The organism is Reichenbachiella sp. (assembly GCF_965223055.1).
Classification (GTDB): domain Bacteria; phylum Bacteroidota; class Bacteroidia; order Cytophagales; family Cyclobacteriaceae; genus Reichenbachiella.
On the sequence record NZ_CBDCVM010000005.1, the window covers coordinates 36,610 to 55,075 of the forward strand.

Here is an 18,466-nt window from a genome sequence, read left to right on the forward strand (position 1 = left end):
AACTGGCATGCAAAACTTGAATAAATTCTTAGTTTGTCTGGATTCCACTCCGCTCGATGAGCACATCATTCAATACAGCTCAATGATCGCGGAACTTGCCGGGTGCGAGAAGGTTTACTTTGTCCACATAGCAAAAAAGAATCTCAGCCTAAAGGTTAAAAAATACTTTCAAGAAAAAATCCAAGAGCACTTCAAGGCCGGTTGTGAAACCGAAATGCAAATCCACCAAGGAAAAAATGCAGTTCAAATCTTAAAATGGTCTGAATTCAAAATAGTGGATTTGGTTATTTTAGGAATTAAGCCAAAAACGGAGTCTACTGGAAAGCATGCTGCCAGGCTGATTAATGAAGCGCAATGTTCAGTTCTCCTTGTTCCATCAACAGCTAAATTGAAGTTGTCAAAAGTTATCATTCCGCTGGACTTTTCAGGAAGTTCATTGACGGCAATTGATGCAGCACTCAACATCAAGGAAAAAATGGGTGTTGAAGTACTACTGCATCATGTTTATTTTGTCCCTTCAGGATATACCCATACGGGAAAAAGCTATGATGAAATGGCTGAGATCATGGACAAAAACAAACGTCGTGAGTACGAACAATTCAAACGGGAGCAATCGCTAGATGAATCCCAATACGAAGTTATCTTTGAGCTGGATGAAGATCAGAATCCTTCTGATAATATTTATGAAATGGCCAAGGAGAGAAACGCTGACATGATTATCGTGGCATCACGTGGTCGAACCAAATTGGCATCTATGCTTAAAGGCAGTACTGCTGTGAATTTGATCAGCTATGATAGAGAGATTGCTTGTTTGGTTGTGAAAAACAAAGCAGAGAACATGGGTTTCTTCGAAACACTATTAAAGATTTGATTCTTTTATAATCTTTACTTCAATCAAGTAACTAGAAGGGTCCAGTCCAATAAGTTTTCGGTTTCCTTCAACCTTATAACTATTAAGCAACCCTTGTTCAAAAGACAGCTGAAATGATTGGCTAGATTGGTATAAATAATTTTCATCTTCAAATTTTACCTCAAAGAAAATGATGCCTCCAGCACCTTTGGCTATTCGAACTATAACTGGTCCTTTTTTTTCTTTCGATTTTCGCTCATACAAAAGTTCCTTTTCACTGACCTCTTTCGAGTAATTCGTTGACCGAATCATTCTCGAAAATGAAGATTCAATAAGTGTTTTGAGGTCCTTTTTTATTAGAGAAGTGTCAAACTCTAGTGTTAACTGTTCCTCTTCTTCATCCAATCGGACCTTCTTTTTTAATTGATATCCTGTTTGCTCTATCGTCAGAGACTTCAATTGTTGATCCAGCTCTTCTACATCAGCATCAGCCGAAACAGTAATTTCATCAGGAGATAAGCAAGAACATAAAACCCCTAAAAGTGAAAAAGCGATTACTTTATTCATTCGGTAAATTTCGTCTGGCGTTATGGATTAAAAAAGTGTTTACGCGAATTAGATCGCTTAGATTCCAAAAGCATAAAGAATCGACTTTGGAATCTCTCAAATCATCAAATAAGCAACAGAGTATTTATTAGATTTGCTTTCAAATTTGTTGAAAATGAAAGAGAAGTTAGAGGAAATCAAGCATAGATTCGAAGAAGTAGGACAGCTGATCGTTCAGCCAGATGCCATGTCCGACATGTCATACTATTCGAAATTGAGCAAAGAATATAAAGACCTCGAAAAAATTGTCAATAAATACGAAGAATATAAAATTGTTCTTGAAAACCTGACCAATTCAAAAGAAATTCTGGAAACAGAAAAAGATCCTGAGTTCCGGGAAATGGCCAAAATGGAACTCGACGAATTGGAGCCTAAAAAAGAGGAGCTCGAAGAGGAAATCAAACAGATGTTGATTCCAAAAGATCCTAACGATGACAAAAACAGTATCCTCGAAATCCGTGCGGGAACTGGAGGAGATGAAGCCGCCATTTTTGCAGGAGACCTCTTTCGCATGTATCAGAGGTATTGCGAAAAGCAAGGTTGGAAACTGGGTGTAATGGACTTGACCGAAGGTAGCTCTGGAGGATACAAAGAAATCATAAGTATGATCTCTGGAGAAGATGTATATGGGAAAATGAAATTTGAATCTGGCGTGCATCGTGTACAGCGCGTGCCTGCTACAGAAACTCAGGGCAGAGTGCATACATCAGCGGCTACTGTTGCCGTATTACCTGAAATGGAAGAAGTGGACGTTCAAATCGATATGAACGATGTAAGAAAAGACACCTTTTGCTCCAGTGGACCAGGCGGTCAGTCTGTAAACACCACCTATTCAGCGATTCGTTTAACCCACATTCCAACCGGTTTGGTAGTTTCATGTCAGGATGAAAAAAGCCAGATCAAAAATCTGGAAAAAGCGCTAAAAGTATTAAGAGGAAGGATCTACGACATTGAGCTAAAAAAGCATAACGACGAAGTAGGTGCGCAAAGAAAATCAATGGTGGGCAGTGGAGACCGATCCGATAAAATCAGAACGTATAACTACCCACAGGGAAGAGTGACCGATCACCGCATAGGATATTCTCAGCACAATTTGCCAACCGTTATGGATGGAGAAATTGGAGAGTTCATCGAGCAGTTGAGGATTGCTGAAAATGCAGAAAAATTAAAAGACGGGGAAGCTTAGTCTTGAAAGTTGTCAGACATCTCATATTGTTTTTCACATTAGGTATATCTGCCTTCATGGGATGCGAGCCTTCTTCAGAAGATATTTCTTTTGATCCTAGTTTAAGACTCACCTACTCTACAGACACCGTGACTTTTGACACGTTGTTTAGTACTGTAGGCAGTATTACCAAACGATTTAAAATCTACAACCCTAATGAAAAAGCGATTCAACTGAATGAGTTATCGCTTGGGTCTGGAAACCAGTCTTCCTATTCCCTTACCGTAAATGGAGTCAAAGAAAAATCATTCCAGAATGAGATCATTTATGGGAATGACAGCCTACTGGTTTTAGTCGAAGTGCTTATAGACCCCAGCAACCAAGACCTTCCATTTTTGGTCAAAGATTCTGTGGAAGTAGCGTATAACTCAAGATCAGAAAATATCAAGTTGGTCTCTTGGGGTCAGGATGCTGTGTTCATCAATAATGAAGCCATTCCATGCAACACCACCTGGACGAAAGAGAGTCCATATGTCATCTATGACTCTGCATGGGTGGCTCAAGGTTGTCAGCTCACTGTAGAGGCAGGAGCCAAAATCTACATCGACAATGATGCCTTGCTGACCATAGCGGGCTCCCTGATAGTTCAAGGAACCTCGGATGAAAAAGTCGAAATTTCAGGCACGAGGTTAGACGCAAAATATGAAATTGCACCAGGTCAGTGGGGCAGTCTGTTTTTCTTTCCTGGTAGTACTGGTAATATTATTGATCATACCATTATAAAAAATGGAACCACAGGCATTATTCTAGCCATCAACTTAAATAATGGAGAGGGAGCAGAATTACAGCTGCACAATACTTCGATCCAACACATGTCCGCATCTGGAATAGCAGCTTATGCGGGAACCATTGAAGCCTATAATCTTGAAGTCTTCCATTGTCAGAATCAACTATTGGGAGGTTTTGGAGGCGGGAGCTATACACTCAATCATTGCACTTTTTCTAACGAACCCAATGACTTTTCTCGCGAAGGAGCCTCTGTAGGGTTTACCAATTACTTAGAATTCAATGATGGCACTGTATTGGCCAATGATCTTTCTCTCGACCTGACCAATTCCATCATTTGGGGAAGGGAAGAGGAAGAGTTTCTTATAGATTTGAACTCCGCTATTCCAGCCAGTATCAATGTAGAGAGAAACATCCTACGGTCTGCAGACGAGAGCTGGAGTCTACTAAACAACTTCATAAGCCAGGAGAACAACTACCCAGGGTTCTATGTCCCTGACTTTTATGATTATCAAATTGATTCCCTGTCAAACGCCAGAGATTCTGCACTAAGCTCTTTGGTCACTCATGATATTTTAGGAACACCGCGAGACGCTATGCCTGATATTGGCGCCTATGAAAGAAAAGACTCTATTCCTTAGGAATGAGTCCAATTATCCTCATCGGTTTGGTCATTGGGAGATAACCCCAAGATATCTCCGTCTGTGCTCACACCCAACCCCAGAACGGTTCTATTGGCATAGCAGAAATAACTCACCACTTGATTGATCTCAAGAATTTCGCCATCAGCAAGGCCTGCATTTCTCAATTTCACAATGTCATTTTTGGTCATCGTAGCTGAATTGAGTGTCAACTTCTTTGCATAGGAAAATACAGCTGACTCATTGCTAGAAAACACCATTTCAGGCTTATCGTTTTTCAATGCTGAGTGTATCTTTTCAGATTTTTCATCATCTTTCAATAGCTTTTTCATCCCTTGATAATGATGGTCTACACAATAGGAACATTTGTTGAGCATACTAACATATACACCTAGAGCCTCTAAAAAATGAACTGGCGTCTCATTGGTGCTATTATGTAGCACATATTTGTAAAGAGCCATATGACCTTCCAAGCTGTATGGTCTGAGGCTATGCACTTTCAATATATTATCAATGTAATCTCCGGGTCCTTTGATGCGGTCATAGATCTTTCTCAATTTTCCTTTCGAATCATCGTAGTCAATTTCTTTTATCCAGGCCATATCTCAATCGTTTTTGATTAAATATAGAGTATTGACGTTGTAGTCCGGCGCAAAATTTCATTGAGAAGAATTAAATATGATTTTAATTGTTATAATACTATTTTTATTCTGTGCTAACCAAACTTAAAAATCGAATTAGGCTATTCTTCGGATTTTCAGCCTCAGAAACCAACGGCCTTCTGCTTTTAGTTCCTATCCTATTGCTTATTCTTTCTGCTCCTTCAATAGTAAAACAAGTGCTAACCAGATATTCATTTCACAGTGACCTTGAAGATAAACGGATATTAAAGGCTTGGTTAGAAGAGTCTCGGAGTAAATTGAAAGGTGAAGAGGACAAGAAATTTGTACCTACATTCTTTGACCCAAACAAAATCGATAGCGACAAATGGGTAGAACTTGGGTTTAAAAAGAAAATTGCAGAAAGAATTATCAACTATAGAAGAAAAGGCGGTTCGTTTAGGGAAAAAGAAGATTTGTTGAAAATTTATGGGATCAACCAAAAACTTGCTACAGCCTATTTTGATTATATCATAATTCCACAACCCGCTTCAAAACCAAAGCCTAAATCCACGCAAATAAAACAGAACTTTGAAAAATTAGTCGTCGAAAAAAAGAATGTGAAGTTTGATGTGAATTTGGCCGACACGACCCAATTCCAAATTGTAAAAGGTATTGGCCCTGTATTATCCTCAAGGATTGTTAAATACAGAGATATGCTCGGCGGTTTTACTAGCACCGATCAACTTAAAGAAGTATATGGAATCCAAGACGAAGTATATGAGCGAATGCTTAACCATTTTGATGTTCTTATCCCTTCAGCCAAAAAAATTAACATCAATCAAGATTCAATATCATTTCTTTCAAAACATCCTTATTTGAGCTATAAAACAAGTCGAGCCATAATAAAATATCGTTTGCAGCATGGTGACTACCAGTCTGTAGATGAAATAAAAAAGATTCACACTATCTCCGATTCTTTGTTTCGAAGAATTGCTCCTTATTTGAAGGTGGAGTTCATAGAATGATAAGGCCTTTAGGGAAAATCAATATCCTTTTCTATTTTACGTTCTGATCTTATCTCATGAGAGAAATACTTCAATCCTACTTAAGAAGGTTAACAAATTTATCAGGAAATAGTCGTTCGATATTTCTTCCTAAGCTACCTGCAGGTCAGTTTATAGACCTCCATGAATTTGATTTTGCAAAAAATGAACCCTCCTTCAAGGTTTTAGAGGGGATACTATCCAAAAAAGCAAAAATTCCACTTTGTGACATTCAGAATAGTAGAGATGAAGACTCCAATCAACTATCTAAAAAACTAAAACAGCTCAAGCGGGAAGATCATTTAATTTTCGAGGAACGCGGAGCCAGAGATTTATATATTGGCTGGCCATTTGTGAAAGGAAAATTCTCTGATGGCACTTTAGCCAGATGTCCTCTTCTCTTTTTTCCTGTTGCTTTAGAGTTTGATAAGAAGGATTGGTTTTTGGTCAGTAGGAAAGATGTTAACGTCACGATGAACAAATCTTTTCTTTTAGCTTATGCGTATTTCAATCAACTACCGGCAAATGAAAACTTACTAGAACGGGTATTTGATGATTTTGATAAAGAAAGTAAAGGGTTTCGAACGGACCTTTATGAATTATTAAAAGATGAAAAGCTGGAGGTAAACTTCAATCAAGACAATTTTACAGACCTTCTCACCTCTTTCAAATCATACAAGAAAGCGGAGCTGGAACAATCAGAAAAAGACGGAGAACTAAAGCTTTTCCCTGAAGCAGTTCTTGGTATATTCCCTCAGGCTGGTTCCTACCTGGTGCCCGACTATCTTACACTTCTTGAGCATCCCAAACTTTCAACTATGGAAGAGTTTTTTGCTGAAAGAAATCTCGACGAAGAAAAATCAGAAGACACCTCCTACTATCGATTTCTTAAACGGGTGAAAGAAGATCAAACCTTCACTCCATTTAAAATGGATGCTTATCAAGAGAATGTAATTAAGGCCATCAAAAAAGGAAATTCAGCGGTCGTACAAGGACCACCAGGAACGGGCAAGTCACAGCTCATTTGCAATCTGGTTGCCGACTACATTGCACGAGGTAAAAATGTGCTGGTGGTTAGTCAAAAGCGTGCTGCACTAGATGTGGTATTTGAAAGACTAAAAGAAAAAGAACTCAATGACTTTATTGGACTTCTTCATGATTTCAAAAATGACAGAAAACCCATCTACGAACAATTGGAGGGTCAAATTGATCGGTTAGAGGACTACCAATCAGTAAACAACTCCCTGGATGCCATACAACTTGAAAGAAGTTTTCTAAAGACCAGTAGAAGAATTGATCAATTGGATGAAGAGCTTTCAGAATTCAAAAAAAGCCTTTTCGATGAGTCCGAATGCGGCCTTTCCATAAAGGAACTCTACCTTACATCAAACCCACATGAACTGGCTATTCCTCTCAATTTGGAATACCGGAGTTTTAGGTTTGATACACTTGATGAATTCAAAAGAAAGCTAGAAACTTATAGCAAGTATGGAGAAGGGTTTCTCAATGAACACCACCCCTGGTACAACAGGAAATCATTCGCTACTTACAAAGTTTCGGACCTCAATTCCATTTCAAAACATCTGGATGAAATCAAGCCGTACATCAGTGTTTTAGAGACCGTCACCGAGAAAGCTATTGGCAAAAAAGTCTCTTTTGAAGATGTAGTTGAGATTATCAAAAAATACGAGGAGATAGAACATCTTGTATCCGTACTCAAAGACCCACTGGTATTTAATGCGTTGAATTTAGTTCTCAGAAACGTCCAAAGAACCGTAAGTAAAGATAGACTCGTGGAGACGGAAAAACTGGTCATGCAATGCTATGAAGGGCAAGGCGCCGAGCTCTCACTAAAATCAGAAGAACTTGGCAGATTTCAGGAAGCATTAGACCGAAGTTTGGATGCCCGCAAGAGCATCTTCAAATGGCTGAGGTGGAAATTATTTTCTAAGGATAAAATATTTATTACCAGAGTACTCGTTAATAACGGACTAAAAAGTGATCGTATTGGATTTGAAACATTAGTTCAAAAAGTAGACAATAGACTGAATCTTGAACACAATCTCAGCTTACTCAAAGATGAGCCTGCACTAGGGCCATTTCCTTCGGTTTATACCAAAATTGAGATCAAGAATTGGTTTTTTTATCAAAAGCAGGCAGCAGAAGCTCAATCTACTTTAGATGGCATTCGTCATATGAACGAATACATATCTCCTCTTTCACTTAATCAAACCGAATATACCAACCAATTGGCTGGTCTTCTTACTGCGTTAGAACCAATTGGAAAGAAATTAGAAGAATGGGAAATCTATTTTTCCATCCCTCAATTGCGTCTCATTTTTGCTGGCCAGTTAAATATCGAACAACTGCTGACTTCCCTCAAACAAGACTTTGACTCCTTATGCGAGTTTGATAAACTGCAGTCGGAATTTAGAGAAGATGAGCTCAGTATTGTAAATAAACTACTAGAAAATGAGCCTCGCATAAATGCGGATATTTGGTGGAAGCATTTTGACAATAGCCTGCGTCTAGCATGGATCGAGCATATCGAACTCAAGTATCCTATACTTCGCTCAGTTTCTTCACAGAATTTCGAAGACATGCAGACCGAACTACAAGAATGCGTCAAAGACAAGCTTCGTATGAGTGTTGAAATACTTTTGCTTAAATCCAGAGAAAGAGTCTACAAAAACGTAGAATATAATAGACTCAACAATAGAGTCACTTACCGTGATGTCCATCATCAAGTGACCAAGAAAAGAAGAATCTGGCCGGTAAGAAAATTGATCGCCAGCTATCCTCGAGAAGTATTTGACCTTATTCCCTGCTGGTTAGCATCACCTGAATCTGCTTCTGCCATCTTCCCTATGGAGAAAGTATTTGACTTAGTAATATTCGATGAGGCGTCCCAGTGCTTCGTTGAAAAAGGCATTCCTGCTATGTATAGAGGCAAGCAGGTTGTCATCGCTGGCGATGACAAACAATTGCGTCCAAATGATTTGTACAAAATTCGGTGGGAAGATGACAACGAACAAGACGTAGCAGCATTGGATTTTGATTCGCTGCTTGATTTAGGCAGCCAGTACTTGATGCAGGCACAACTCAACGGTCATTATAGAAGTAAGAATTTGGACCTCATCCGCTTTTCTAATGAACACTTCTACAAAGAACGACTAAAAATGCTTCCTGATTTCAATGACTTGAATCTCAAACAATCGGCCATTGACTATGTAAAAGTAGAGGGCTTTTGGCAAAACAATACCAATCATGAAGAGGCTGAAAGAGTAGCGAAAATTATTCAGATTTTGTTGAAAGAAAACCCAAAGATCGAAATTGGTGTGGTTACTTTCAATGCAGCTCAGCAAATGTATATTTTAGATTTTCTTGAAGAATACTCATTGGAACAAAATTTCTCAATCCCAGACACTTTGATTGTAAAGAATATCGAAAATATTCAAGGCGATGAGAAGGATATAATCATATTTTCTACGGTATACGCTCCAGACTTAAAAGGGAAAATGAATATGAACTTTGGCAGTTTGAATGCGGAAGGAGGCGAAAATAGATTGAATGTAGCTATTACTAGAGCGAGAGAAAAAATCTATTTAGTCACCAGTATTATGCCTCAGCAACTGCGAGTGAATGAAACTAAAAATGAAGGTCCCAGACTACTGAAGAAGTATTTGGAATATGCTCATGCCATTTCAGAAAAGACCTTAGCTCCTGCTGAGAAGCCAACACACAATCATTCGACTTCATGGTTTCTGAAAAACAAAATAGAAGCGTTGGGTTTTGAACATTTCAAGTCTTTACAACTGGACCATACTCTGCCATTTGTAGACTTAGCAGTGAAGTATCAGGATCAATATTTAGCCGCTATCATTACTGATGACGACCTATACCATCAAGATATTTCAATCAAGGCCTCACATGTATATCGGCCATTTACACTCAAACAGAAAAATTGGACATTTAATATGATCTCCAGCCGCCAATACTGGATGGATAAAGAACACGTAAAAGAACGAATCAACCGGATGATCACACGTTCCATTGAGAATTAGACTATTCCGATTCAGGTTGTTGCACTTTCAATCCAAAAGATAGAATGCCAGGGAGTGCCTCCATTCGCATAAACTGCTTGACTTTGAAGTTGTATTCACCGGCATAGGGAAATTTCTGATCTTCAAATACTGGAACTCCTCGATCGAACAAGTCACCCAGGCCTTCGCCTAGTGGTTCTCCAGTTTTCTTATCAAAAAGAATCAACTCTTGTAGTTCTGATGACAGCATCACTCCTGCCGAATCTTCTAGGTAATATTTCAAATAGAGATTGTAATAAGGATAATCACCCGCATACCTTACATTGTACTGAATCTGATAATTCGAAGCGTAGTATCTTCTATCTCAAATTGAAAAGCCAATAAAGAGTCCAAATGCCATAGGCCATCCTGAATGTCGGACTGCTCATCAATAACGGTACTGCTGCTACAGGCGACTACAAAAAGTGAAAAGCTTGTGGCCACCAAGAAATGAAACAATGATTTTAGCATAAGATTAATCCGGTTTTTTCTTATTGAATTTATTTTTTCCTCCTCGCTTCTTATTGCGACGGTTCTTGTTTTTTGGTTTGCCTCCTTTTCGGAATTTTTTGTCCATTCGCTCCAAATCGCTGTTCAAAGACTGAGACTCTCGGTTTTCACCACCTACCTTATTTTCCAATAGCGTTCTCTGGTTTTTTACCGTCAGCGTTTAATTTTTGGACTTCTTTAACTCTTTCTGTGTCCAACGCTATCCAGGCATTGTCGTTTTTATACCCGAACCACATGATCTTCCTAAAGATATCCGTTTTTTGCAAACGAGCCTCGCCTTTGTCGGTAATCAAGCCCGTTTCGACTTTTGGAATATCTTTCAAGGCATCCATGTAAGTCTCCAATTCATAGTTGAGGCAGCACTTTAATCGTCCGCATTGACCCGATAGCTTACTAGGATTCAAAGATAGGTTTTGGTATCGAGCCGCAGAAGTAGATACGTTTCTGAAATCAGATAGCCAAGTAGAGCAACATAATTCACGGCCACAGGACCCTATACCTCCTAGTCTTCCCGCTTCCTGTCGTAGACTGATCTGACGCATTTCTACTCGTATCTTAAATTCTCCGGCCAATCGCTTGATCAATTCACGAAAATCAACACGTTCATCCGCCGAATAGTAAAAAGTAGCTTTTGAATTGTCTGCCTGATATTCTACATCAGTCAATTTCATCTCCAGTTTCAACTCATTGATAATCTCACGTGAGCGATACATGGTAGGGTTTTCTCGGTTCTTGACCGATTCAAATTTTTCAAGATCTTTTTGTGAGGCTACACGATAAATACTGCGAATTTCATCATCGTCTTTAACCTTCTTTTTTTTCATTTGAAGGCGAACTAGCTCACCTTGCAAAGACACATATCCTACGTGATGTCCGTTAGGTACATCTACCACAACCGGATCACCTGGGTATACTTCTAAATCGTTGGAATTTCGGAAGAATTCTTTTCTTCCGTTTTTGAACCGAACTTCAAAAATGTCGAATTGATATTTGGCAGGAGTCTCCATATTGGAGAGCCAATCAAAAGTATTCATCTTGGTGCAGCCACCACTGCTGCAACCTCCATTACTCTTACATCCTTTTATACTTCCGTCTGCAGCCGTCAATGTGCTGCAAGTACTGCATCCCGACATCTTGTCCTTGCTTTTATTAGCCTTAAATATAATGAAGATTTGTTATCCTCATTCTTATCAAATGACGGTATAATTTTCTGCGCTGACTCTTGTCAAAGAGCCAACAAATCTTTGCCGATATCCTTGCGGTAATTCATGCCATCCCAAGAGATGGATTGGAGATTACCATAAGACTGATCTAGAGCAGACTGGATATCTGAGCCTAAGCCAGTGGAAGCAATCACTCGCCCCCCGTTGGTAACGATCTCTTCCCCATTATAGGAAGTCCCTGCATGAAATACAATGCCTTTGAAGTCCGAATCCAGGCCAGTCATCACTCTGCCTTTTTCATACGATCCAGGATACCCTTCAGCCACAGCAACTACTGTAGTAGCCGTTTCAGATTTGATGGCAAGTTGCTCCTTGTCAAGTTCTTTTTTAGCCGCTGCTGTCAGATGCGAAAGAAAATCTGACTCAACTCTAGGCATTACTACTTCAGTCTCTGGGTCTCCCATTCGTACGTTGTATTCTATCACGTAAGGCTCGCCATTCACATTCATTAATCCTATGAACAAGAACCCAATGAAATCTATGCCATCAGCTTGAAGGCCATCAACTGTTGGTTTGATTACTTTATCTTCCACTTTACTCATGAAAACCTCATCTGCGAATGATACAGGTGAAACTGCTCCCATACCGCCGGTATTTGGTCCTGTATCGCCTTCACCTATTCGCTTATAATCTTTGGCCTCTGGCAAAGTCATATACGATTTACCATCAGTGAGTACAAAAACTGAAAGTTCAATACCGTGCAAGAATTCTTCGATCAACACTTTGCTACTAGCTGCACCAAACTGTCCATCAAGCATTTCCTTCAAAGAATCTTCAGCTTCTTTAATATCCTCGGTAATGATTACTCCTTTTCCAGCAGCCAGGCCGTCTGCCTTCAATACATACGGTGCCTGTACCTTCTTCAAATATTGTAACCCTTCAGAAAGGTTCTCAGCAGTTACTGTCAAAGAACCTGCTGTAGGAATATTGTTTCTGACCATAAAAGCTTTTGAGAAGTCTTTGCTTCCTTCTAGCTGGGCTCCTACTTCGTCAGGACCTACCATCAAAATATCTTTCAACTCAGGGGTAGAGGCAAAGTAATTTCGAATACCTTTCACTAATGGTTCTTCAGGTCCAACTACAACCAATTGTACATCATGATCAAGTACAGCCTTACCAAGTGCTTCAAAATCATTTACACCTATAGCCAAATTTTCGGCAATTGCAGCTGATCCAGCATTTCCAGGTGCTACAAATATTTGATCGCATTTAGGGCTTTGTTTGATTTTCCAAGCTAGCGCATGCTCACGCCCACCTGCTCCTATCACAAGTACATTCATGAATTCATTTGATTTTACCCAATGTATGGGTTTTAAGTGCCAACATCAATGTCAGACAAATTAGATTTATCAACGTCAAACCTGATGAAATTTGCCACTAGATTTGAGTTAGGAGCAAAATTAAACCAATTCATGAATCGGGTACAAAATTGAAGGAATATCTGAGGGATTAATTAGCGTATTCGGACATGAATTTGATGCGCATCAGTCGAACTTCATCTTCCGAGTATCCGTCTTGCTCGAGTTCATCCATAGCCACATCCAAATTGTCTGTGTCAGCAGTCATAAAATAGTCAAGCAAATCATCTTGCCGATCTTCATCAATGAATTGATCAATGTAGTAATCCAAATTTAATTTGGTGCCAGAAAAACAGATATTTTCTATCTCCGTTAGCACCTCATCGAATGAAATGTTTTTGATCTCTGCCACTTCCTCTAAATCTACCTTTCGGTCGATTTGCTGGATTAAGAAAATTTTAATTTTGGATTTGTTGACTGCAGATTTTATCACAACATCCGACGCCGTTTCTAAGTCGTTTTCTTTTACATAATTGGCTATGGCGTCAATGAAGGCTTTTCCAAATTTTAACACTTTGCCTATACCAACACCATTGACTTGGGCCATGTCTTCTTTAGTTGTTGGGTATGTAGTAGCCATTTCTTCTAAAGAAGGGTCTTGGAAAATCACATACGGCGGAAGGTTTTTTTGTTTAGCTACCTTTTTTCTAATGCCTTTGAGAATATCATAAAGGTCTTCGTCATGCGCCTTGCCATTTGCGTCCACACCATTGTCATGATCAAGGTTTTCTATAGTATAATCATGATCTCTGGACAATTCCACAGAAAATGGTTTCTTCAAGAAATCATGCCCTTTCTCCGTGACTTTTAGGACACCTATATTTTCTATGTCTTTGATCAAAAATTCATTGAGTAAAGTTTGGCGAACTACAGAGCGCCAAAAAACTTCCGTTTCATCTTTGCCAATACCGTAGACTTCCAGCTTGCTATGATTGTAGCTTTTCACATACTGGCTTTCAATTCCCCTGATCACATTGACTAGGTGTCTGATCCCAAAACGCTCTTCTGTTTGAATGGCAGCATTGATCACTTTAGCGATAAACTCCTGACCTTCAAAAAGTTCCTTAGGGTGAGCACAGTTATCGCAGAGTCCTTGATCAGAACAATCCGGTTCCATATACTCTTCCCCAAAATAATGCAGCAGTTGCTTACGTCTGCAAACCGAGGATTCTGCATAAGAAGACACTTCTTCTAAAAGCAGCTTGGCATTTTCTCTTTCAGTTACTGGTTTGTCCTTGTTAAATTTTTCAAGCTTGATAATATCGTCAAGCGTATAAAATAAAATACACTTACCTTCCAATCCGTCTCGACCCGCACGTCCGGTTTCCTGATAATAACCCTCTAGAGATTTTGGTGCGTCATAATGAACTACAAATCTCACATCTGGTTTGTCAATACCCATCCCAAAAGCAATGGTGGCTACGATCACATCAATGTCTTCATTCAAGAAGCCATCCTGATGTTTCATTCTTACTCCGCTTTCTAGTCCCGCATGATACGGAGCAGCATTCACATCATTGACCTTGAGTAGTTCGGCAATCTCTTCTACTTTTTTTCTACTCAAGCAGTAAATAATTCCTGAAGTACCTTTTTGTTCTTTTACGAATCGGATGAGTTGTTTTTTAACATCAACTTTTGGTCTGATTTCGTAATAAAGATTTTTTCTGTTGAAAGAGGATTTGAATACATCAGCCTCCTCCATTTGCAGGTTTTTCTGAATATCCAATTGTACTTTGGGCGTAGCTGTCGCCGTCAAAGCTATAATTGGAATATCTCCGAACTGTCCTATTATAGATTTGATTTTTCGATATTCCGGACGAAAATCATGACCCCACTCTGAAATGCAGTGTGCTTCATCTATTGCTGCGAAGGAAATATTTGCCTGTCCTAAAAATTCAATGTTTTCTTCTTTTGTGAGGGATTCCGGTGCCACATAGAGAAGTTTCACCTTTCCAGACAAAGTTTCCTCCTTCACTCTTTTCATTTCTGTCTTATTCAGAGTAGAGTTCATGAATCGGGCATTGACTCCAAAAGCATTGAGTTGATCTACCTGATTTTTCATCAGTGCAATCAGTGGAGAGATTACAATTGCGGTTCCTTCACTGATTATTGCTGGCAATTGATAGCACAGAGATTTACCGGCTCCTGTCGGCATCAATACGAATGTATTTCTGCCTGATAGTAGGTTGTTAATGATTTGTTCTTGGTTACCTCGGAAATTACTAAAACCAAATATTTCTTTCAGTTTTCCCCTCAGTTCATCCTCCTGGCATGCAATCATCTTCTTCTCAATTTATATACCGGATACATAATTTAACAAAAAATGAGCTAACCATAGTTAGCCTTGCAAAATTTCGTTTCCGGTTGCTGGTTAATTATTATTTAAATTATACAAATACCATGATAAAATCAATCGAATTGCGATGATCCTACCTTATAACTATGGCTAATTCTTTAATCAATTAGTTATACATAGTATTATTCTCCTCCTATATTTGCCATCCATTTAAAAAATGTAAAAGGGATGAAGTCAGATGTTTTTGTAGTAATAATGGCTGGGGGTGTTGGAAGTAGGTTTTGGCCGTATAGTAGAAACTCCCGCCCCAAACAATTCATTGATGTATTGGGCAATGGCAAATCCTTACTACAAATGACCTACCAACGTTTCTTACCAACGACTGGCAAAGATAATATTTTGGTTGTGACTAATGACATTTATGCAGAACTAGTTCAAGAACAACTTCCTGACATCAACCCTGAGCATATACTTACAGAACCTGCAAGAAGAAATACGGCTCCGTGCATTGCATACGCTGCATACAAGGTTCGAAAGAAAAACCCGGATGCGGTCATGGTAGTAACTCCAGCAGACCATGCCATTTTTCAAGAACAAAACTTTACAAATGTCATCAAAACAGCTACTGAAGCTGCGAAAGGCTCGGACAAATTATTGACTGTTGGAATCAAACCCAATCGCCCTGAAACTGGCTATGGCTATATCCAGTATTTGGATGATAATTCTGAGGTAAAGAAAGTAAAAACTTTTACAGAAAAACCAGAACTGTCCTTAGCGAAAAAATTTTTGGAAAGTGGTGATTTTGTCTGGAATGCAGGAATATTTGTTTGGTCCATTTCCGCTATTGTGAAGTCTTTTGAAGGTTCTCTTCCAGATATTGCTGAAGCATTTGAAGGTGGTTCGGACAAATATTACGAGGCTGATGAAAAAATCTATATTGATAAGATCTATCCTCAGTGTGAAAACATCTCAATCGATTATGGCATCTTAGAAAAATCAAAGGAAGTCTTTGTGGTTCAAGGTACGTTCGACTGGTCTGATTTGGGGTCTTGGAATTCTCTTCACGAAATCAGAGAAAAGGATGAAAACGACAATGTTGTTGATGGCCAAGTGATACTTGGAGAATGCAAAGACAACATTGTAAAATCCGAAACTAATAGACTGCTTGTTTTGGACAACTTAGAAGGCTATCTGGTCGGTGATTTTGAAGATGTATTGATTGTCTGCAAGAAAGATCAAGATGCTCAGTTTAGAGAATATGTAGCTCAAGCTAAAAAATTGAAAGGAGATAAATATCTCTAGCCTCTTTGACGCATACTTTCAAAGAGAATAATTCCTGCAGCCACAGAAACATTCAAAGAATCTATTTGTCCTACAATTGGGATTTTTAGTTTCTCATCAGCTGCTTCCAATAATTCTTCAGATATTCCATCTTCTTCAGATCCCATAATGATAGCTGTAGGAATGGAAAGATCTGCATCAAATACAACTTTTTCTGTCTTTTCTGTGCACGCCACAATTTGAAAACCACTATCCTTCAAATATTTTACCGAATGGGTTAGGCTATCTTCTTTGCAAATAGGGAGATAGCTCAATGCCCCTGCTGAAGTTTTAACCGCATCCGAATTGATCATTGCCCCACCTTTTGTTGGGATCACTACTCCGTTTACGCCCGCACACTCTGCAGAACGACAGATAGCTCCAAAATTTCTCACATCGGTCACACGATCTAATATAAGCACCAAAGGAGCCAGCCCGTTTTCATAGCTATTTGCTACAATATTATGAAGCGTCACAAAATCAACAGGTGACACAAAAGCAACCACACCCTGATGGTTTTTTCTGGTTAAGCGGTTCAGCTTCTCTACAGGAACCTTTGATACTGTCACCATTGAGCCTCGCAGCAATTCGACCAATTCTTTTGTTAAATCATTTTTGAGATCTTTCTGAAGGAAAATCCTCTCAATGGTTTTACCTGATTTGATTGTTTCGATAACGGCACGAGTGCCAAAAATCATATTGTCAGGCTCTTCTTTTCTAGGGGGTCTCTTTACAAATCTCCGGTTCTCCATTGTTGTACTGCCGTAAACCACGCCTTATTTAGCGACTTCTCGCGAATGAGGGAATAGTGGTGTTGAACAAATAAGTTGCGTGTTTTGGCAAAAGTAAACTTTAAATCACCATCAAATGTCTTGTATTCCCATATTTCTATTTCTTCTTTTTTAGTCACTACCTCTGGAGGACCAAAAACGATGTAAATCATTCCACGATCAGTCTTCCAACCATTTTTATAATCGGTAAACAGAGCGTTAGCAAACTTGACAGATCTGAAGTACTTCTTAATAGTTGTGGAAGCCAGCTCTTTGTCCTCGATATGACTCAACCAAAAATTATTGAACGCCAATTTTTTATCCTCCGCTTCATTTAGCTCCTCATACTCATCACCCGTACAGATATACTTCAAGGTTTCAATGAGTTCTTCCACTCTTTTTGTTCTGGGGTAATATTCTTTGTGACTAAGGATAGACACACCTTTATTTGACGCTGTATCATTCTGAACAAAATATAAATGATCTGACTTATTGAGCATCATGCCTCGTTTGAAACCTACTACCTTGTCAATTTTCAGTGCTTCTCCCGCAGCTCCATTTTCCACTACCATTGGAGGAATTGCCGCTGGAAAATCTTCTTTATACAAATAAGCAAAGTATTGTACATCGTCGCCTCTCTCCTCATCAATTTCTTCAAACCATACAGAATCACCTTTTTTATAGCCATCATAAAACATGGCTTCATTGTCCCCTCCGTAAATAATATTCGATAATGGAAAAGCCAACGCCTCATTGATTGGAATACCATATAAATAAGGCCGTTCAAGAAAAGAAAACTTCACAACCAAATAGTTATTCTCTGGCTGAGCATAGAAATCTAATTCAATTACATTTTTTATAAAGCCAGAATCTACATTGACGGCTATGGGCTGGATCAAAATTTCCTGTCCCGAATTAATTTTTTTCTGCTCATAAAGCTCAAATCCAACCAAACTGTCAGTAGGGAGTACTTTCACCAAATGAAAAGTTAAGATCAGTTTGTAAATAGAATCCTGCTTTGCTATCTGATGATTAATCTTCACTGGGTCATGATTGTAGAGATAACTGAAGTTCTCTTTGGTCAGATCATGAGCACAGATATTTTGGCCAAAAGCCAACATAAGCAATAGAACAAAAGCCACTGGGAAGTTTTTGGAAATGCACATAAAACTAATATAAATCAATTTGGAGATTAACGTATAAAATTGGCTTAT

Annotated in this window: 16 protein-coding genes; 6 read left to right on the forward strand and 10 right to left on the reverse strand. The window is 39.0% G+C overall.

Annotated features, from left to right (window positions below; translation table 11 throughout):
- Positions 1 to 7: 7 nt before the first annotated feature.
- On the forward strand, positions 8 to 871 hold the full coding sequence (locus ACOQO5_RS03220; protein WP_420580239.1) for a universal stress protein: 864 nt from the start codon (positions 8 to 10) through the stop codon (positions 869 to 871).
- On the opposite strand, the gene ACOQO5_RS03225 is transcribed toward ACOQO5_RS03220, so the two are convergent.
- Positions 860 to 1,417 (reverse strand): hypothetical protein, encoded by a 558-nt coding sequence (locus tag ACOQO5_RS03225; protein ID WP_420580240.1) that lies wholly within the window; start codon positions 1,415 to 1,417, stop codon positions 860 to 862. The genes ACOQO5_RS03220 and ACOQO5_RS03225 overlap by 12 nt on opposite strands.
- Positions 1,418 to 1,571: 154 nt before the next feature.
- On the opposite strand from ACOQO5_RS03225, the gene prfA reads away from it, so the two are divergent.
- A complete protein-coding gene (prfA, locus tag ACOQO5_RS03230) occupies positions 1,572 to 2,642 on the forward strand; it encodes a peptide chain release factor 1 (RefSeq protein ID WP_420580241.1) in 1,071 nt (356 codons plus the stop codon).
- A gap of 26 nt (positions 2,643 to 2,668) precedes the next feature.
- Positions 2,669 to 4,048 carry a hypothetical protein gene (locus ACOQO5_RS03235; protein ID WP_420580242.1) on the forward strand — a complete coding sequence of 460 codons (1,380 nt, stop codon included), beginning with the start codon at positions 2,669 to 2,671 and terminating at the stop codon, positions 4,046 to 4,048.
- On the opposite strand, the gene ACOQO5_RS03240 is transcribed toward ACOQO5_RS03235, so the two are convergent.
- On the reverse strand, positions 4,045 to 4,650 hold the full coding sequence (locus tag ACOQO5_RS03240; protein ID WP_420580243.1) for a carboxymuconolactone decarboxylase family protein: 606 nt from the start codon (positions 4,648 to 4,650) through the stop codon (positions 4,045 to 4,047). The two genes, ACOQO5_RS03235 and ACOQO5_RS03240, sit on opposite strands and share 4 nt — an antisense overlap.
- A gap of 110 nt (positions 4,651 to 4,760) precedes the next feature.
- Between ACOQO5_RS03240 and ACOQO5_RS03245 the strand changes: the two genes are divergently transcribed.
- Together ACOQO5_RS03245 and ACOQO5_RS03250 are read left to right on the forward strand one after the other, a co-directional pair.
- A complete protein-coding gene (locus ACOQO5_RS03245; RefSeq protein WP_420580244.1) occupies positions 4,761 to 5,675 on the forward strand; it encodes a ComEA family DNA-binding protein in 915 nt (304 codons plus the stop codon).
- A 56-nt stretch (positions 5,676 to 5,731) separates the two neighbouring features.
- Positions 5,732 to 9,757 (forward strand): AAA domain-containing protein, encoded by a 4,026-nt coding sequence (locus ACOQO5_RS03250; RefSeq protein ID WP_420580245.1) that lies wholly within the window; start codon positions 5,732 to 5,734, stop codon positions 9,755 to 9,757.
- A 1-nt stretch (position 9,758) separates the two neighbouring features.
- On the opposite strand, the gene gldH is transcribed toward ACOQO5_RS03250, so the two are convergent.
- The 6 genes from gldH to recQ form a co-directional block, all read right to left on the reverse strand.
- A complete protein-coding gene (gene gldH, locus ACOQO5_RS03255) occupies positions 9,759 to 10,070 on the reverse strand; it encodes a gliding motility lipoprotein GldH (protein ID WP_420580583.1) in 312 nt (103 codons plus the stop codon).
- Positions 10,055 to 10,246, reverse strand: coding sequence for a hypothetical protein (locus tag ACOQO5_RS03260; protein WP_420580246.1), 192 nt, complete (start codon positions 10,244 to 10,246; stop codon positions 10,055 to 10,057). Before ACOQO5_RS03260 ends, gldH begins: the two co-directional genes overlap by 16 nt.
- Before the next feature lie 4 nt (positions 10,247 to 10,250).
- Positions 10,251 to 10,415, reverse strand: a complete 165-nt coding sequence (locus ACOQO5_RS03265) for a hypothetical protein (protein WP_420580247.1) — start codon at positions 10,413 to 10,415, stop codon at positions 10,251 to 10,253.
- Positions 10,405 to 11,418 (reverse strand): PSP1 domain-containing protein, encoded by a 1,014-nt coding sequence (locus tag ACOQO5_RS03270; RefSeq protein ID WP_420580248.1) that lies wholly within the window; start codon positions 11,416 to 11,418, stop codon positions 10,405 to 10,407. The genes ACOQO5_RS03265 and ACOQO5_RS03270 overlap by 11 nt, the downstream gene beginning before the upstream one ends.
- 92 nt (positions 11,419 to 11,510) lie before the next feature.
- Positions 11,511 to 12,788: a phosphoribosylamine--glycine ligase gene (gene purD / locus ACOQO5_RS03275; protein WP_420580249.1), complete on the reverse strand. Its 1,278-nt coding sequence runs from the start codon at positions 12,786 to 12,788 to the stop codon at positions 11,511 to 11,513.
- Positions 12,789 to 12,957: 169 nt separating this feature from the next.
- A complete protein-coding gene (recQ, locus tag ACOQO5_RS03280; RefSeq protein WP_420580250.1) occupies positions 12,958 to 15,147 on the reverse strand; it encodes a DNA helicase RecQ in 2,190 nt (729 codons plus the stop codon).
- A 243-nt stretch (positions 15,148 to 15,390) separates the two neighbouring features.
- Between recQ and ACOQO5_RS03285 the strand changes: the two genes are divergently transcribed.
- Positions 15,391 to 16,464, forward strand: coding sequence for a mannose-1-phosphate guanylyltransferase (locus ACOQO5_RS03285; protein ID WP_420580251.1), 1,074 nt, complete (start codon positions 15,391 to 15,393; stop codon positions 16,462 to 16,464).
- Here the strand turns inward: ACOQO5_RS03285 and rlmB are convergent.
- Together rlmB and ACOQO5_RS03295 are read right to left on the reverse strand one after the other, a co-directional pair.
- Positions 16,461 to 17,234, reverse strand: coding sequence for a 23S rRNA (guanosine(2251)-2'-O)-methyltransferase RlmB (rlmB, locus tag ACOQO5_RS03290; RefSeq protein WP_420580252.1), 774 nt, complete (start codon positions 17,232 to 17,234; stop codon positions 16,461 to 16,463). The two genes, ACOQO5_RS03285 and rlmB, sit on opposite strands and share 4 nt — an antisense overlap.
- On the reverse strand, positions 17,213 to 18,394 hold the full coding sequence (locus tag ACOQO5_RS03295; protein WP_420580253.1) for a GWxTD domain-containing protein: 1,182 nt from the start codon (positions 18,392 to 18,394) through the stop codon (positions 17,213 to 17,215). Before ACOQO5_RS03295 ends, rlmB begins: the two co-directional genes overlap by 22 nt.
- Between the last annotated feature and the right edge of the window lie 72 nt (positions 18,395 to 18,466).

Bases quoted from the DNA above. Each gene is read 5' to 3' on its own strand.
- recQ (WP_420580250.1), bottom strand. From the start codon at position 15,147: ATGATTGCATGCCAGGAGGATGAACTGAGGGGAAAACTGAAAGAAATA.
- ACOQO5_RS03285 (WP_420580251.1), top strand. From the start codon at position 15,391: ATGAAGTCAGATGTTTTTGTAGTAATAATGGCTGGGGGTGTTGGAAGT.
- prfA (WP_420580241.1), top strand. From the start codon at position 1,572: ATGAAAGAGAAGTTAGAGGAAATCAAGCATAGATTCGAAGAAGTAGGA.
- purD (WP_420580249.1), bottom strand. From the start codon at position 12,788: ATGAATGTACTTGTGATAGGAGCAGGTGGGCGTGAGCATGCGCTAGCT.
- rlmB (WP_420580252.1), bottom strand. From the start codon at position 17,234: ATGGAGAACCGGAGATTTGTAAAGAGACCCCCTAGAAAAGAAGAGCCT.
- ACOQO5_RS03225 (WP_420580240.1), bottom strand. From the start codon at position 1,417: ATGAATAAAGTAATCGCTTTTTCACTTTTAGGGGTTTTATGTTCTTGC.
- ACOQO5_RS03250 (WP_420580245.1), top strand. From the start codon at position 5,732: ATGAGAGAAATACTTCAATCCTACTTAAGAAGGTTAACAAATTTATCA.
- ACOQO5_RS03220 (WP_420580239.1), top strand. From the start codon at position 8: ATGCAAAACTTGAATAAATTCTTAGTTTGTCTGGATTCCACTCCGCTC.
- ACOQO5_RS03270 (WP_420580248.1), bottom strand. From the start codon at position 11,418: ATGTCGGGATGCAGTACTTGCAGCACATTGACGGCTGCAGACGGAAGT.
- ACOQO5_RS03260 (WP_420580246.1), bottom strand. From the start codon at position 10,246: ATGCTAAAATCATTGTTTCATTTCTTGGTGGCCACAAGCTTTTCACTT.
- ACOQO5_RS03240 (WP_420580243.1), bottom strand. From the start codon at position 4,650: ATGGCCTGGATAAAAGAAATTGACTACGATGATTCGAAAGGAAAATTG.